Genomic DNA, 16,417 nt, shown 5'->3' on the forward strand with positions numbered 1-16,417 from the left:
GCATGGCATAGGCTTGTGATTTGTGCTGCAAAGTTAGCGGAACGTCACGCGGCGTTCACGCAAAAAACGAGGGACGTGATTGCGTGCGTCACTTTTTCAGGGCTAAGTGATGCGCGCTGCCGGCGAAGCAGCAGCCGCCGTGGAGGAGATCAATGTCAGCGGAAAGACACAAGACCGGTACAGCCGGCGAGTCTACGGTCGACATTTCCGCACTTCGTGCGCGCTATCGCGACGAGCGCGACCGCCGTCTGCGCAGCGAAGGCAAGGCGCAGTACGTCGAGGTGACACGCGAGTTCGGCCGCTATCTCGACGATCCCTGGGCCGATCCCGGTTTTGCGCGCGCGCCTGTCAGCGAACAAACCGAAGTTCTGATCGTCGGCGGTGGCTTCGGTGGTCTCTTGTGCGGCGCGCGTCTGCGTGCGGCCGGCATCGATGATTTTCGCGTCGTGGAAAAGGCCGCCGATTTCGGCGGCACTTGGTACTGGAATCGCTATCCCGGTGCGGCCTGCGACACCGAGAGCTACATCTATCTGCCGCTATTGGAAGAGACCGGCTACATGCCGGTGCGCAAATATGCGCGGGCGCCGGAGATCTACGAGCACTCCCGCCGCATCGGCCGACACTTCGGGCTTTATGAGCGCGCGCTGTTTCAGACCGTGATCTCGCGGATGGAATGGCAGGAGCAGGAGGCGCGCTGGCTGGTCGAGACCGATCGCGGCGACCGCATCCGCGCGCGCTTCGTCATTCTGGCCGGCGGCCCGCTGAGCCGCCCGAAGCTGCCGGGCATTCCGGGCATCGAGACCTTCAGGGGCCACAGCTTCCACACCAGCCGCTGGGATTATGGATATACCGGCGGCACCGCCGAGGGAGACCTGAGCGGTCTGGCCGACAAGCGCGTCGGCATCATCGGCACCGGCGCCACCGCCGTGCAATGCGTGCCGCATCTCGGCCGCTCGGCAAAGGAGCTCTACGTCTTCCAGCGCACGCCATCGGCGATCGGCGTGCGCGACGACCGGCCGACGGATCAGAGCTGGGCGCAAAGCCTCAAGCCCGGCTGGCAACGCGAGCGCATGGACAATTTCACCGCCGTGATCTCGGGCGAGCCGTTCGAGCGAGACCTGGTGCAGGACGGCTGGACGGGTCTCCTTGGCGAGATCCTGCTGGCGCCGCGCCGCCAGCCGCAGCCGGTGACCTCGCTGGAGGAGGCCCTGAAGGTGATCGAGCAGGCCGACTATCGCAAGATGGAGGAGATCCGCGCGCGCGTCGATGCCATCGTGAAGGACGAGGCGGCCGCCGCGGCGCTAAAGCCCTGGTACAAGGCGTTCTGCAAGCGGCCGTGCTTCCACGACGAATATCTCGACACTTTTAATCGTCCCAATGTGCATCTGATCGACACCAAAGGGCAGGGCGTCGAGCGGATCACCGAGAATGCCGTCGTTGTCGATGGCAAGGCCTATGAGCTCGATTGCCTGATCTATGCCAGCGGTTTCGAGGTCGGCACCGATTACGCGCGCCGCATGGGCTTCGAGGTCTACGGCCGCGACGGCATCAGCCTGTCCGAGCGCTGGCGCGACGGCGTCAAGACCTTGCACGGCTTCTACAGCCGCGGCTTTCCGAACTGCTTCCTGATCGTCACGGTGCAGGCCGGCCAGAGCGCCAACTTCCCGCACATCATCGACGAGCAGTCGCAGCACATCGCCTATGTCATCGCCGAAGCGCGCAAGCGCAAGCGCGCACGCTGGAGCCGACGCTGGCGGCCGAGAACGCCTGGGTCGGGGAGGTCGTCAAGGCCGCGCTCGGGCGCCAGACTTATCTCGCCGAATGCACGCCCGGCTATTACAACAACGAGGGCGTGTTCGATCCGATCGCGGCGCGAAACAGTCAATATTGGCGCGGGCCGGTGGCGTTCCTGCGGCTGCTCGAGAAATGGCGCAAGGAGGGCAATCTGGACGGGCTGGAATTGACATCCGAGGTCGCGGCTTGAGCAGCATGATCCCGGCTCCGACAGGCGCCACGCGGCTCTACGTCATCGTCGGCGATCCCATCGCGCAGGTGCGCTCGCCCGAAGGCGTGAGCGCCGCCTTCGCCGCACGCGGGCATGACGGCATCCTGATGCCGGTTCAGGTCACCCCAGGCGATTTGCCCGACTTCCTCTCGGTCGCAACGCGGCTGAAGAATCTCGACGGCATCGTCGTGACCATCCCGCACAAATTCGGCTGCTATGAGGCCTGCGCCAGCGCGACCGAGCGGGCACATTTCCTGCGCACCGTGAACCTGATGCGTCGCCGCGCCGACGGTGCGTGGCATGGCGACATGGTGGACGGCCTCGGCTTCGTCGGCTCGGCACGGGCGAAGGGGATCGTCCAGCGCGGCGGCATGCTCGATTCCTGCTCCAGCACCGAACGGACGAAACCAGCCGGCGGCGCGGGTTCGGCGATCGCACTCGAGCTGGTCGAGGCCGGCGTGCGCGAGCTTGCCATTCACGACAGCGCGGCCGAACGCCGCGATGCGCTGATCGGCCGGCTCAATGCCCTCGGCAAGGCGCCGGTGCGGGTCGGCACCAGCAATCCCGCGGGCTTCGATTTTGTCGCCAATGCGACACCGGCGGGGATGAAAGAGGGCGATCCCCTGCCGGCCGATGTCGCGCGGCTCGCGCCGGCTTCCTATTGTGGCTGCGTCATCACCAAGCCCGAGGTCTCGCCCTTCATCGCGGCGGCCCGCCGGATCGGCTGCGTGACCGGGACCGGCACCGACATGTACCAGCAGCACCAGGGCATCATGGTGGATTTCCTGCTTCACAAGGGCGGCTAGGGCCAGGCGTTCACTTCGGTGTCAAGCCATCCGTCGCGCCCCGTGGGGCTTGAGCGATCAGGGCCGACGTAGGATCATGCCCCTCGCGCGAGCCGGTCGCGCACGCATGAGAGAGAGGAACGAGAATGACCAAGGCCAGGACCGTTGCGACGGCCATGATCGGCGCTGCTGCGCTGCTTCTTTCTCTGGCACCGGCCGCCGAAGCCGCGCAATGCGGCAGCTCGCCGGCGGGGTTCGAAGCCTGGAAGCGCGAGTTCAGCGCGGAGGCGCAAGGCAAGGGCATCGGCCAGACCGCAATCTCGGCGCTGATGCAGACCAATTACGCCAGCGCCACCATTGCGGCCGACCGCGGCCAGCGCAGCTTCTCGCTGTCGCTCGACCAGTTCCTCGCCAAGCGCGGCGCCACCACCATCGTCGCCAGGGGGCGACAGCTGAAGCAGTCGCAGGCCGGCTTGTTCGCCTCGATCCAGCAGCGCTATGGCGTCCCGCCGGGGCCCTTGATCGCGATCTGGGGCATGGAGACCGGCTTCGGCAGCCAGCGCGGCAACCAGAACATGCTCTCGTCGATCGCGACCCTGGCCTATGACTGCCGCCGTCCCGAATTCTTCACCGACCAGCTCTATGCCGCGCTGAAGCTGATCGACCGCGGCACGCTGTCGGGGGCAACCCGCGGCTCCATGCATGGCGAGGTCGGCCAGACCCAGTTCATGCCCAAGAACATCCTGGCCTATGGCACCGGCAATCTCGACGTTGCCGCCAACGCGCTGAACTCGACGGCGAATTTCCTTCGGGCCCATGGCTGGCGGGCGGGAGCCGGTTACCAGCCGGGCGAGCCGAATTTCGCGGCCATCGAGGCCTGGAATGCCGCCGGCGTCTATCAGAAGGCGATCGCGCTGATGGGCCGGCAGATCGATGAGGGCGGGGCGGCGGCCTCGCGCTGAGCAAAACCACGTGCGAACAGAGCTTTAGATTTCTGTTTTGATGCGTTTTCTTGGCGCGCGAACCGGCGTCCACCTCGCGCGAAAGGGCTCTTGCTCAGCAAGGCGTGATGCGCCGACGCGAGAAAGTTGTTGCCATCAGGAACTGACGGCACGACGTTTGCTTTGATCAGGTTCGGGGCTGGGCATGAGGAGACTCAACGATGGCAACCCAGATCGTGATGGACCAGACTGGCGATACGCGCCACGAGTTTGATCCTGGCAATGCCGAAGCGCTGGCGCGAGCCGAACGGCGCTTTCGGGAGCTGACCGGAGCCGGCTTCACCGCCGCCCTCCGGACCGGGCCGGGCGAAGTCACCCGGATCCGATCATTCGACCCGACCGCGCAGGAAACGCTGTTCTATCCCCGCCTGGTCGGCGGCTGATCTGAGCTGCTCATGATCGCGGCAGTTTGGCTTCGCGCGCCGGCGCGTGCGCGTCTGCATGCGCTGCGCGAACTCTATCGGCGCTTCTTCGGCGAGAACACGCCGGACGCGCGCGGTCGCCGGCTGCTGGCCGAATGGCTGTCACCGGAGCAGCGCGCGCAGTTCGAGGAGCACCGGTACTTCGATGTGACCGGCTGCGATACCGGCAAGACCTATCGCATCCATTACGGCACCGCCGCCAATGTCCACGAGATCGACGGCGACGGGCACGCGACGATGGGATGGTGCTTCGTCCCGTCAGGCTTCCTGGTGCCGGGCGACGTGATGCTGGCACAGAAGATCGCGCTCGAGACGGACGAGAGGGGCGCGATCGCACTCGCAAACCGGTTTCCGCCGGCGACACATTCGGAGCATTTCTACCGGCGGCCATTCTAAAGCGCGATGAGATCAGGATAGATCGTCATCGCGCTTTAGGTTGTTGCGGTTTTGTTGTCTTGGCGACGTCAGCTCCAGCGCCGCGAGGGCGCGGCGGTCAGTAATGCGTGGTGCGGTAGGCATCCAGCGCATGCGCTGCAAAGACCCCGATGCTGCAAAGGGCGAGGATGGCGGAGATCAGCTCGATCATAGCTCGTCCTCCCGCAGCGGCTGGGCGACGAGGTGCTGACAGCAGGCATAGTCATAGATCAGGTCGATGAGGAATTGCATGGTGGCCGTCCCTGTATTTATTTTGACAACCACTTAAGCGGCCATCTGTTTCAGGCGTGTTTCGTCGCATTTGGAAAGGGGTTTCGCGGGGAACCCCCGGGCTGGCTTGTGCGGCGCGGAGCCGCTATGTCCCGTTTCCGGTCAATCCTTCAGCCGCGCGCCTGTCGCGGGCGGCACATCATATTGCGAGGCAAAATCATGGCGCAGGTCGAGTGGTTCGACGATCTCACCATCGGAATGCGGTTCAAATCGCCGGAAGTTCACGTCACCGAAGCCGACATCAAGCGCTTTGCGGCCGAGTTCGATCCGCAGCCGATGCACCTCGACCACGAGGCCGCCAAGGCGACCCTGTTCAAGGGCCTCGCTGCATCAGGGTGGCATACCGCCGCGATCGCCATGAACCTTGCCATCCAGACCCGCCCCTTCGGCCCGCATCCGCTGATCGGCGCAGGGGTCGACGGCCTGCGCTGGACCATGCCGGTGCGGCCAAACGACCGCCTGCATCTGGTCGGCGAGGTCATGAGCCTGACGCCCTCGAAGTCGAAGCCGCAAGGCATTGCGCTGGTGAAATGGACCATGTTCAACCAGAACGGCGAGGAGGTTTACACCTTCACCCCGATCGCGATCGTGCCGCGGCGGGCGTAAGGCCACCCCTTTCGCCATCGGCCTTGGTCGGCCACGTCAGACCCTTGCGGGCCGCCGGGAGAGATGGTCATCTCCTTGCGGGGAACACGCTGGGAGGCTGACATGAAACGATTGCTTTTCGCGGCCGGAATGCTCGCAGGGGTCCTGAGCGCGGCCGCCTTGAACACAAGCCCGGTGCTTGGCCAACAATCCAAGGTCGGCGACTGGACCATCGAGAAGCGCACGCAGGATACGCATTGCAATGCGAGCCGCGGCTACAAGGACAAGGACGACGAGAACCGCGACTACGTCATCGTCATCACCTATTCCGACAAGGCCATCGTGATCGTGATGATCTACGACGGCTGGGAATGGGACAAGGTCGGCGAGGTCCTGCGGGCCGATGTCGGCACCGACGATGCCGACATCATGAAGAAGGCGAAGTGGGAGGTCATGGACAAGACCACCGTGCGCGGCATCTTCGAATACGATCAGTCGATCATGGACCGGCTCTCGAAGGCCAAGCGCCTCACGCTCGATTTCGAGGACGATGACGACGACAGCATCGAGATGCAGGTCCCGCGGGCCGGCGAGGCGCTCGCCGCGCTGAAATTCTGCGAGGAGAACCGGAAGTAGGTTGCGTCAGGCGCCGCTCTCGTAGGGTGGGCAAAGCGCAAGCGTGCCCACCAATTTTGCATTCGGCCCGAGATCGTGGGAACGGCGCTATGCGCCTTTGCCCATCCTACAGAGTTGATGCTGATGTAGACGGCGCCGGGGCCTGATCGTTGCCCCGAGACCCTGCGCGCGGCGTCGCGTGACTCATCGCACACAGCCCGATCGCTGTTCGCATTAATCCTAGTCTTTGGTGAAAACGTCCAAGCCGCATCCTGCGGTTGACGTTACGCAAGGACGATGTTCGATATTCCAGCATTTCGCTGCAGTCTGTTTCCCTCCTCGAGGGCGGCGCCTGACCGTCCCGTTCGCTCCGCCGGTTCCCGAATTGCGAGCCCCCTTCGTCGCCGGGGCTGTGCGCTGATCGCATCGTCCGGCAGATGACCATCGTCCATGCGAGCCGGTTCTCGTCGCTGGTCGGCGACATCTACGATGCGGCGATTGATCCTGCGCTGCGCAGCGCCGCGCTGGAGCAGGTTGCAGAATTCGTCGGAGGGTTCGCAGCGACGATCCTGTCGCGGGATGCGGCCGGGCTCTCGATCGAGATCCATCAGCATTTCGGCACGGAGTCTCGCTTCCGTCAGCTCTATCGCGACCGCTACGTGGAACTCGATCCGTTACTCGATCGCCATCCCGGTCTTGCCGTCGGGCAGACCGCCGGCGTGACCGACATCATGCCTCATTCGGATTTCGTGGCGACCAGCTTCTACCGGGAATGGCTCGAGCCCCAGGATGCGATCGATCTCGCCGCCGTCACGCTCGACGCGTCGGGCGCGCGCACCACGATCTTGCAGGTGCTGCGCCATCGGTCCCGTGGCCCCGTCGACGACACCATGCGCGAGCGCATGCGGCTGCTTGCGCCGCATCTCCAGCGTTCCAGGCTCATGGGCCGGCGGATAGGGGCGCGCTCGCACACCGTGGACGACCTCGCCGATGTCCTCGACGGTCTCAGCAGCGCCATCTGCCTGCTCGACGCCGACGGGCGCGTCGTCCACGCCAACGCGGCGTGCCGGCAGCTGTTCGCCGATGGCAATCTGCTCGCAATGGTCGGCGACCGGATCGTCGCGCGCAACACCCAGACCGACAAAATATTCCGCGGCCTGTTCGACGTCGCAAGCAATGGCGGAACTGAACCGAGCGGACGTCGCCGGGTCGACCTCGTGACGTCGGTCGATGGCCAGCATCACTTGATCCATGCTTTTTCGCTGAAGCGCGAACGCAACCAGCCGCGGGATATCGCGGCGACAGCGCTCTTCGTGCAAACGGCCTCGATGGTGCCTTTGCTCGCAACCGAGGCGATCGCGGCGGCCTTCAGGCTGACGCCGTCCGAATTGCGCGTGCTGATGGCTATCATCGAGATCGGAGGCGTTCCCGACATCGCAGCAAGGCTCGGAATCGCCGAGACGACGGTGAAGACGCATCTCGGCCGCCTGTTCGAGAAGACCGGCGCCGGCAGGCAGGCTGATCTGGTGAAGATCGCCGCGGGCTTTGCCGTGCCGTTCGGACGTCGCACGAGCGGCGACGTGTGAGCCATTTCACATCGTCGGTCCTCACATGGCGCCATCTCAATCCATTGTGATGAGCAAAGCCCTCGGGTCCTCCGATTGCAGGACGCGCATCATCTAGGCCTTTCGTATATCGCGCTCGCGAATGCGAAGGGCAGCGAGCGCCGCGAGGACGTGCCGCGACGGCGACAGCATGCGGCCGGGCCTGCTTCGTCGTTGGAGAGATTGCAGTGAACAGCCATATTGATTTTTCGGTTCTCAATGTTTCAACAATCGAAATTCCTGAAAACGAGCGCATCCCGCTGCTTCGCGATTTCTACTGTCGCGGGGTGTTGAAGGCGGAGGTCGAGGCAAGGAACGGCAAGCCGGCCGCGGCGAGCTTCACCTCGCACATCCTGCCGGAGGCCCAGTTGCTGATGGGCGGATTGTGCGGAGCACGGGTCATCCGCACCAGGCAGCTGGTTGCCGATGGCGACGACAGCCTCGCTTTGATCGTGAACAGGTCGGGCGTTCTCGGAATATCCGAGCGGGGACACGATCTGGCGCTTCGCGCCGGACAGGCCGTCCTGACCAGCGCGGAGGACGTCACGACGTTCGAGCGGCTGTCGCTGGGGAGCTGCTTCTCGTTGCGTGTGCCGCGACGCGTGCTGGCGCCGATGATCGTCGACGTCGATGACGCCGTGATGCGCATCATGCCGGAGAGCTCCACCGGACTTCGATTGCTGGTCGACTACGCGATGACGCTGGTGCGGGAGAAGGCGTTCGACACGCCCGCACTGCGCCAGCTCGCGGTCGGGCATCTGCACGATCTTCTGGCGCTCGTTCTCGGCGCCAGCGGTGAGACGCGGGAGCTCGCCGGACGGCGCGGCGTCAAGGCCGCCAGGCTCCAGAAGGCGAAGGTCTCGATCGCCAACAATTGCTGGCGGCAGGACCTGTCGGTGACGGCGGTGGCCCAGGAGCTCGGCGTGACGCCGCGCTATCTCCAGCGCCTGTTCGAGGCCGACGGCAAGACGTTCTCCTCCTTCCTGACCGAGCAGCGCGTCAAGCGCGCCCATCGCATGTTGCGCGAGCCCGAATACGCCGAGCGTACCGTGAGCTCGATCGCCTACGATGTCGGCTTCGGCGATCTCTCCTATTTCAACCGCTGCTTCCGGCGGACCTATGGCGCGACGCCGAGCGACGTCAGGAGCGGCGAAGTGCCGTGACCGCGCTCAACTGAATATTCAGCCACCTGCCGATTTCAAATCAGGAGAAGGGATTCGACATGATCCTTGATCGCGACGTCATGACCATTTTGCAGCGGCTCCGGTGCGGCAATTGCCGCATGACCTGGCAACGCGCGCGCTGCTCGCTGGAGTAAATGAATGCATCGTTTTTTCTTCGACCTTCTGGTCGGCAATATCGTGAAGATCGACCCGGGCGGCATGGTGTTCGAATGCGCCGAGGCAACCTTCGTGGTGGCCGACGAGATGGCAAGCCATCTCTTCGTCTGGCGCGATGATTTGCGCGACCGCGACGCCTGGATCCGCGTGAGAGACAAGGGCGGCCGCGAGATCTACCGCGCCGCGGTCTGGGCGGAGAGTGCGGAGAAGGCGGGATGGGACCAGGCATGAGCACGCGGGCGACGGTGTAGCAACGCTGCACCAGTGCGGCGCGAAACGCCTTCAGTTCGTCCTGGCCCGAAACCCGGTCGTCACCGTCCAAGTCGAAACCGGCGTCCCTTTCTACGTTGGCGATCAGCGAATCCAAATTCGCAAGAGCGGCCTCATCCGATCAGAGGAGGTCGCTGACAACGTGCCTGTGACCTGAGGGACTGAAAATGATTGAGACGGGTGGGGACGGTCTTGCGCGATGGCATTTGGCGCGGCGATCGCTGCTGCTTTTGCTGCCGGCCGCGCCCGTGTTCATCAGCGAGCCCGCCATGGCGGCCTGCATGCCGACCGCGCCGGTCAGCAATGCAACGGTGGTGTGCGCAACTGACACCGACACCCAACAGGGCGGCGGCACGGGCTATGGCGCGCGCGGCGACAACAACAATACCTATGACATCAGGTCGGGGGTGACCGTCCACGGAAAGTTCTTTGGCCTCCAGACCGGCGACGGTGGTGTCATTGTCAACGCCGGCAAGATCGAGGGAACGTTCTCGGCTGGTATTACAGGTGGCGATATGACCATCTCGAACCTCAGCGGAGCCACGATCATCGGTTTCCACGCAATCACCGCTTCAACCCTCAACCTCACCAACGCAGGCACCATCGCGAGCGAGGCGGGCGGACGCGGCAGTGGCGTCGAAGCGTTTGTCGCCAATGTGAGGAATTCCGGCACGATTTCCGGCGTCGGGCCCGACACGGTCGGTATCAACGGCGACACAGTGAACCTGATCTCGAACACAGGAACGATCTTTGGAGATGCGGCCGGGGTCACCGGCATTACCCTGAACCTGGCCAACGACAGCTCCGGCGTCATCACCCAGATCGCGGCGACCGGAGGCGCCATCCAGGCCTCCGGTCTGGCGACAGTGGTGAACGCAGGCAGCATCGCCGGTCACGCGTTCGGCATATCCGGCCAGAACGTCAGCCTGTCGAATCTCGCCTCTGGTACCATCGACGGCGCCAACGCGGTGATCGCGGACCAGTCCGTGACGGTCGCCAATGCGGGGCTGATCCAGTCGAGCGGCAATGCCATCGTGTCGCGGACCGGCGATATCAATCTCACCAACACAGCCTCCGGCACGATTTCCGCGGCCGCTAACACCATTACGGCGAACGCCGACCCAGCCACCGGCAAGGGCAACGTCACGATCAACAATGCCGGCCTGATCCGCACGACGACGTCGCTGGCGGGCGTGATCTCGGCCACGAACCTTGCGACCGTCACCAATTCAGGGACCATTGCCGGCGGTTCGGCCGGCATCGACGGCGAGAACGTAAAGCTGGCGAACCTCGCCGGCGGCACCGTGATCGCGCATAACGTGGCGGTGTTCGGAAACACGTCCGTTGTCGTCGACAATGCCGGTACCATCACTGGCGACGGCAGCAATGGCGATGCCATCGTCGCGCATACCGCGGACGCGACCGTTCGCAACAGTGGAACGATCACCGGGACCGAGTTCGCCATCCACGCAGCCAAGACGGCAAATGTGGTCAACAGCGGCGCCATCTCCGGCGGATCGTCGGGTGTCTTTGCCGAGACCATCAACGCGACGAACACGGGACAGATCTCGGCGAATGGTTTCGGCTTGTCCGGTATCAGGATCAATCTCGACAACGCGGGAACCATCACAGGAGGTGACCGCGGTATCAATGCGATCGTCGGCAACGTCAACAATTCCGGCACGATTACCGGGAGGGAGACAGCCGTCAACGCCAACATCGCCAACGTGACCAACACCGGTCTGCTTCAGGCCTCCGCCACCAACGGCATCGGGATTCTGACGACCCAGGCGACTGTCAACAACTCCGGCACGATCATCGCCGGGATCGGCATTCAGTCGAGCGATGGATCGAACATCACGAACTCCGGCACGATCACCGGCACCGCCGGCAAGGCGATTCTGCTCTCCGACCGGGCCGACACGCTGACGCTGCTGCCGGGCTCGAAGATCAACGGCGTGGTCGATTTCGGCTTCGGCCATGACGTCGTCAACCTCAACTTCATTCCGCTGAGCAGCCGGGTCTCGTCGCTGACGAGTATCCAGCTCCCGACCTTCGTCAACTTCAATGGTACCATCAACACCAACGTCGGGAGCGGAGGCTTCAATGGCCCGCAGGTCTTTGCCGGCGGCGCCCTCGCAACCCTCGATCCCACCGCGCTGGCGCAGACCGACCGCGCGCTGATGGATTTCACCGGCGGCGTGTCCTCGCTAGTGCAGGGCAGGTTGAACGGTGGCACCGGGCCGGCCGGGAGCAACATGATGGCGATGGCCTATGCGCCTGAGAGCGCGCAGGCCGGGCCGTTCACCAAGGCGCCGCACAGCCTCTGGACCGATCCGGCGCCGATCACGGTCTGGGCGACCTCGTTCGGTGGCCAGCGCATCCAGGACGAGACGGTCTCGACCTTGCGCGCGACTTCGACGGCGTGGGGTGGCGCGATCGGCATCGACCGCAAGGTGCAGCCGAACTGGCTCGTCGGCGGCTTCCTCGGCGGCGGGCAGGGCGGCCTCTCGGTCGACCTCAACTCGCAATCGGTCGATACCAACTACGTGTTCGCCGGCGCCTATAGCCGGTTCGAATGGGCCGCGCAGTTCTTCGACTTCACCATCCAGGGCGGCAACGCCGACAACAAATCGCGCCGCATGGTGCTGAACAATGCCGCGGTCGGCGGCATGGAGACGGCCACTGCAAGCTACAGCGGCTGGTACGTCAGCCCGGAAGTTGCCTATGGCTATAAGCTCGAGATCGGCAACGGCTATCTGCTGACGCCGACGGCGCGGCTGCGCTATGTCGCAGGCCGCTTCGACGGCTATAGCGAGACCGGCTCGGCACAAGGGCTGTCGGTCGGTGGCCGCACGCTTCAGGATTTTGAGGAGCGTGGCGAGGTGGATCTGTCGCGCGTGACGAGCCTTGCCGGCGGCGAGCTCAAGGCCAATGTTCATGGCGGGGTGATCGCGCTCCAGCGCGTCGGCGACACCAATATCAACACCGTGCTGCTCGGGCAGAACCTATCCTTCGTCACGCCCGGCAGCCGCTCTACGGTCGGCGCCGTCGCGGGCTTCGGCTTCGACTACCGCACCACGCGCAACGTCTCCGTGTTCGGCGCGGTCGAGGGCATGATGATGTCCGACCAGAGCCGCAGCGGCACGGCGAAAGGGGGCGTTCGCGTCGCGTTCTGAGCCGGCATCAGCCCTGGCGCTTGAACGCGGCGCCCTGCCGGCCGGGCTCCATCCGCCCGGCCGGCACCTCCTACGATCGGAGGACGCCGCATGCTGTGGTCGTGCTAGGCTCCCGGGCATTGACCATTCAATGCCAATTTGAGCCATGCACGGACCACGGAAACTGCCCGAACTGGTCGAGGCCATCTATGACGCGGGGCTCGATCCCGCGATGTGGACCAACGTCGTCGCCGGCATCCGCGACTTCGTCGGCGGCCAGGCCTGCGGGCTGTTTTCCAAGGATTCGATGAGCAAGTTCGGCGTGACGCACTATTATTGTGGGGCGGACCCGCACTACATCCGCCTCTATTCGGAGACGCATTCGAAGTTCGATCCGCTGACGGTCCTGCCGCCGCACGGCCGGATCGTCAGCATCCCCGATCTCGTCAATTTCGAGGAGTACCGGCGCGGGCGCTTTTACCAGGAATGGATGCAGCCGCAGGGATGCAGCGACGCGGCCAATGTCGTGCTCGATAGTTCCAGTGCGAGCTGCCCGGTGATGATGACGGTGCTGTCGGGCCGGCGCATGGTGGATCCCGCGATGAAACATCGCCTCGCGCTGATCGTGCCGCACGCCAGCCGCGCGCTGCTGGTCAACCGCGCCATCGATTCGAAGCTGACATTGGCGACGGCGCTGGCCGACGTCCTCGACAATCTGGCCTCCGGTATCTTCCTGCTCGATAGCTGCTGCCGCGTGGTGCATGCGAATTCTGCGGGCCATGCCCTGCTTGCGGCCGACGACGTCGTCCGATCCGTTGCCGGCCAGCTCGTGACCGGCAGTGCCGAGGCCAATCAGACGCTGCGCAATGCCTTCGCGAGCCGCAGCGATGTCGCGATCGCTATCGCACGCGGCCACGCGATCCCTTTGCTTTCGCCAAGCGGGGATCGCTATGTCGCGCATATCCTGCCCCTCGCCTCCGTGCTGCGCAACGGCGGCGACCGGGCCCGCGACGCTGCCGGTGCGCTGATGTTGCGCAAGGTGTCGCTCGGCGCGCAATCCAGTGGCGAGCTGATCGCGCGGACCTTCGGCCTGACGCCGGCCGAGCTGCGCGTGTTCCTGTCCATCGTCGAGGTCGGCGGCATCCCGGAGACGGCGGCCGCGCTCGGTATCGCCGAGACGACTGCGAAGACGCATCTGCATCGCGTCTTCGCCAAGACCGGCGTTTCGCGTCAGGCCGACCTTGTCAAGCTTGCCGCGGGATTTTCCAATCCGCTTCTCAACTGATCAATAAATCACTGCCGGAATTGAACCTTTTGCTGCCGCGGCAGACTCACAGGAGCCGCCGGGCATGACGAACATTTCTTCATCTGTGATCACTAGCTGTTCCGATGTCCCGACTTCCGAAACAATCCGAGCTGATCGAGAGCATCTATGATGCCGGCCTCAACCCGGAGTTGTGGAGCGATGTCGTGGTCATGCTCAATGGATATATCGGCAGCCAGGCCTGCGGTCTGATCTCCAAGGACCCGGTCAGCAAATCCGGCGCGACGCATTATTACTGCGGGGTCGATCCGCACTACATCCAGCTCTATGCCGAGACCTACGCCCAATACGATCCGCTTGCGCGGCTTCCACAATACGGCGAAGTGCGCAACATCCCCGACCTCGTGAATTTCGACGAATACCGCCGCGGGCGGTTTTATCAGGAATGGCTGCGCCCGCAGGGCTGCGTCGATGTCGCCAACGTGGTGCTGGAGCAGTCGAAGTCTCCGTGTCCGATGCTGCTGACCGTGATCCCGGGCAGGGACATGCTCGATGCCGCCCAGCGCGCACGCATGCAGTTCCTGGTCCCGCACACCAGCCGGGCGCTGCTGATCAACCGCGCGATCGAGCGCAAGCAGCGGCATGCGACCGCGCTCGCCGACGTCGTCGACCGCCTCAATGCCGGCGTGATCCTGCTCGATGCGGCCTGCAATATCGTCCACTGCAATCCGGCTGCCGAGACGATCCTGGCCGCCGACGATGTCCTGCGCACCGTTTCGGGCCGGCTCGTGACGAGATCGTCCGAGGCCAATCTGGCCCTGCGCAACATCTTCCGCGACGCCGGGGAGGTTGCCGTCGCGGCGGCGGCCGATCGGAAGATTCCCCTGACGTCGGACAACGGATCATACTACGTCGCGCACGTGATCGCGCTGCCGTCGCTGCTGCGCGAGGGCGTTGTGGGGCGCACGACGGCGATCGGTGCCTTGTTCGTCTGGAAGGCGGAACTCGACGGCCGCTCGTCTGCCGACCTGATTGACCGCACCTTCGATCTGACGCCGGCGGAACTCAAGGTGCTGCAGTCTATCGTCGAGGTCGGCGGCGTGCCGGAGACGGCGGCCGCGCTCGGGATCGCCGAGACGACCGTGAAGACGCATCTGCATCGCGTCTTCGCCAAGACCGGCGTCTCGCGTCAGGCCGATCTCGTCAAGCTCGCGGCTGGATTCGCCAATCCGCTCGTGCGCTGACGCGCAAAGCATGATCCGTGCGTAGCGCGTGTCGCTGCAGTTCGCATCAGGTTCAAAGCCAGACCATCATTAGAAAGTTATCGCGCCTCACTCGTTCGGGTGACGCGCTTTGCTGCGTTCTTTTCTACGAGATGTCACGCGAGCTGTTGTTCGACACTTCGATCTCGGTGTGAAGCAGCTCACGTCGCGCTGGTCGAGGGGGATTGTCATGCGAACGGCGTCAGCGGTTTGGGTTGGCAGGTTCCGCGACATCGTCGCCCGCATCGGCGCGGCATTCCGCGAGCAGCGCGAGATCGAGGCGCGGCGTGCGCTGCGGCGCTATCGCCACCTGCTGGAGCCGGCGCGCGAAACATTGCCTTTGAACCAATTCATTCCGGTCAACAATCAAAAGGAAATTTCAGAAGATGCCCACGGATCTGATGCGTGCGAGCACGCCGCCGGCGTCCCCACGTTCGAGCGCGCGTAACGCCAATATCGTCGCGATCGCCCTGACCGCGGCCCTCGTCACGCTCCAGTTGATCGGGCTCGCGATGCTGGAACGCTCTCACGCCCGCGCCATGCAGGTGTCGTTGCCCCGTGAACAGGCCGTTTGTTCCGAGAGCGCCGACGTTCCCGTCTCGCAGATTCCCTACGATTGACCGGAGGACGGCTTGTGCCTGACCTCACGACCCTGATCTTGCTCAGCGTTGCCGTCTTCGCCGGTGCCTTCGTCTCGGGTCTCTCCGGCTTCGCGTTCTCGGCGGTCGCCGGCGCGATCCTGCTCCGGGTGTTTCAGCCGCTCGAAGCCGTACCGCTGATGATGGCGTGCAGCATCGGCGTGCAGGCGACCAATCTGTGGGCGCTCCGGCGCAGCATCCGCTGGGAGGGCAGTCTGCTGCTGATCGTCGGGGGATTGATCGGCGTTCCCATTGCGGTGTCGCTGCTGCAGACCGCGGACACGCATCTGCTCCGGCGCGGTTTCGGCATCGTCGTCGCGCTCTATGCCGCCTACATGCTGCTGCGGCCGACGCTGGTCACGGCCGGCGAGGCGGTCGGCCGCCACTGGGTCGCGCTGATCGGATTCGGGGGAGGGCTGGTCGGCGGGCTCACCGCGATGCCCGGTGCGATCCCGACGATCTGGTGCGACATGCGCGGCATGCCCAAGAGTGAGCAGCGCGGCCTGGTGCAGCCCTTCATCGCGGCGATGCAGCTGTTCGCGATCGCGCTGCTGGTCGGGCACCAGGATCTGTCGTCGAAGGTCTTCGTCGATCTCGCGATCAGCCTGCCGGCGCTGTTCGCGGGATCCGCGCTCGGCGTGATCGCCTTCCACCGGGTCAACGAGACGGTCTTTCGCAAGACCGTGCTCGTTCTGTTGCTCGTGTCAGGGATTTCCCTGATCTAGAGCATGATCCGGAGAAGTGTGGAGCGGTTCTCCGACAA

The 16,417-nt window shown here is 64.5% G+C and carries 14 protein-coding genes and 1 pseudogene; all 15 read left to right on the forward strand.

What is annotated here, in order from left to right; translation table 11 throughout:
* The first annotated feature begins 152 nt into the window (after nt 1–152).
* The 15 genes and pseudogenes from FOM02_RS20265 (at nt 153) to FOM02_RS20335 (ending at nt 16,379) form a co-directional block, all read left to right on the forward strand.
* Nucleotides 153–1,984 (forward strand): annotated as a pseudogene (locus tag FOM02_RS20265) (flavin-containing monooxygenase).
* Between the two features lie 5 nt (nt 1,985–1,989).
* Nucleotides 1,990–2,811 (forward strand): shikimate dehydrogenase family protein, encoded by an 822-nt coding sequence (locus FOM02_RS20270; protein ID WP_265442196.1) that lies wholly within the window; start codon nt 1,990–1,992, stop codon nt 2,809–2,811.
* Between the two features lie 125 nt (nt 2,812–2,936).
* On the forward strand, nt 2,937–3,752 hold the full coding sequence (locus FOM02_RS20275) for a lytic murein transglycosylase (RefSeq protein ID WP_027557340.1): 816 nt from the start codon (nt 2,937–2,939) through the stop codon (nt 3,750–3,752).
* A 200-nt stretch (nt 3,753–3,952) separates the two neighbouring features.
* The gene (locus FOM02_RS20280) at nt 3,953–4,174 is read left to right on the forward strand and encodes a hypothetical protein (RefSeq protein ID WP_007592399.1); all 222 of its coding nucleotides are present in this window, start codon (nt 3,953–3,955) and stop codon (nt 4,172–4,174) included.
* Nucleotides 4,175–4,186: 12 nt separating this feature from the next.
* Nucleotides 4,187–4,609, forward strand: coding sequence for a hypothetical protein (locus FOM02_RS20285; RefSeq protein WP_027557341.1), 423 nt, complete (start codon nt 4,187–4,189; stop codon nt 4,607–4,609).
* Nucleotides 4,610–5,077: 468 nt separating this feature from the next.
* Nucleotides 5,078–5,524, forward strand: coding sequence for a MaoC family dehydratase (locus tag FOM02_RS20290; RefSeq protein WP_027557342.1), 447 nt, complete (start codon nt 5,078–5,080; stop codon nt 5,522–5,524).
* A gap of 102 nt (nt 5,525–5,626) precedes the next feature.
* Complete coding sequence (locus FOM02_RS20295) at nt 5,627–6,139, forward strand: hypothetical protein (RefSeq protein WP_027557343.1); 513 nt, start codon at nt 5,627–5,629, stop codon at nt 6,137–6,139.
* A gap of 416 nt (nt 6,140–6,555) precedes the next feature.
* Nucleotides 6,556–7,704: a LuxR C-terminal-related transcriptional regulator gene (locus FOM02_RS20300; RefSeq protein WP_027557344.1), complete on the forward strand. Its 1,149-nt coding sequence runs from the start codon at nt 6,556–6,558 to the stop codon at nt 7,702–7,704.
* Between the two features lie 206 nt (nt 7,705–7,910).
* A complete protein-coding gene (locus FOM02_RS20305) occupies nt 7,911–8,885 on the forward strand; it encodes a helix-turn-helix transcriptional regulator (protein ID WP_027557345.1) in 975 nt (324 codons plus the stop codon).
* Between the two features lie 159 nt (nt 8,886–9,044).
* On the forward strand, nt 9,045–9,293 hold the full coding sequence (locus tag FOM02_RS20310; protein ID WP_027557346.1) for a DUF6894 family protein: 249 nt from the start codon (nt 9,045–9,047) through the stop codon (nt 9,291–9,293).
* 206 nt (nt 9,294–9,499) lie between these two features.
* Nucleotides 9,500–12,511: an autotransporter outer membrane beta-barrel domain-containing protein gene (locus FOM02_RS20315; RefSeq protein ID WP_084334109.1), complete on the forward strand. Its 3,012-nt coding sequence runs from the start codon at nt 9,500–9,502 to the stop codon at nt 12,509–12,511.
* 145 nt (nt 12,512–12,656) lie between these two features.
* A complete protein-coding gene (locus tag FOM02_RS20320) occupies nt 12,657–13,775 on the forward strand; it encodes a helix-turn-helix transcriptional regulator (protein ID WP_027557348.1) in 1,119 nt (372 codons plus the stop codon).
* Nucleotides 13,776–13,879: 104 nt separating this feature from the next.
* The gene (locus FOM02_RS20325) at nt 13,880–14,998 is read left to right on the forward strand and encodes a helix-turn-helix transcriptional regulator (RefSeq protein ID WP_092216479.1); all 1,119 of its coding nucleotides are present in this window, start codon (nt 13,880–13,882) and stop codon (nt 14,996–14,998) included.
* A gap of 169 nt (nt 14,999–15,167) precedes the next feature.
* Entirely contained in the window at nt 15,168–15,464 is a 297-nt protein-coding gene (locus FOM02_RS20330; protein WP_231164340.1) for a hypothetical protein, read from the forward strand.
* Between the two features lie 186 nt (nt 15,465–15,650).
* A complete protein-coding gene (locus FOM02_RS20335) occupies nt 15,651–16,379 on the forward strand; it encodes a sulfite exporter TauE/SafE family protein (protein ID WP_027557351.1) in 729 nt (242 codons plus the stop codon).
* The last annotated feature ends 38 nt before the right edge of the window (nt 16,380–16,417 follow it).

Source organism: Bradyrhizobium sp. SEMIA (genome assembly GCF_014844175.1).
Taxonomy (GTDB): domain Bacteria; phylum Pseudomonadota; class Alphaproteobacteria; order Rhizobiales; family Xanthobacteraceae; genus Bradyrhizobium; species Bradyrhizobium arachidis.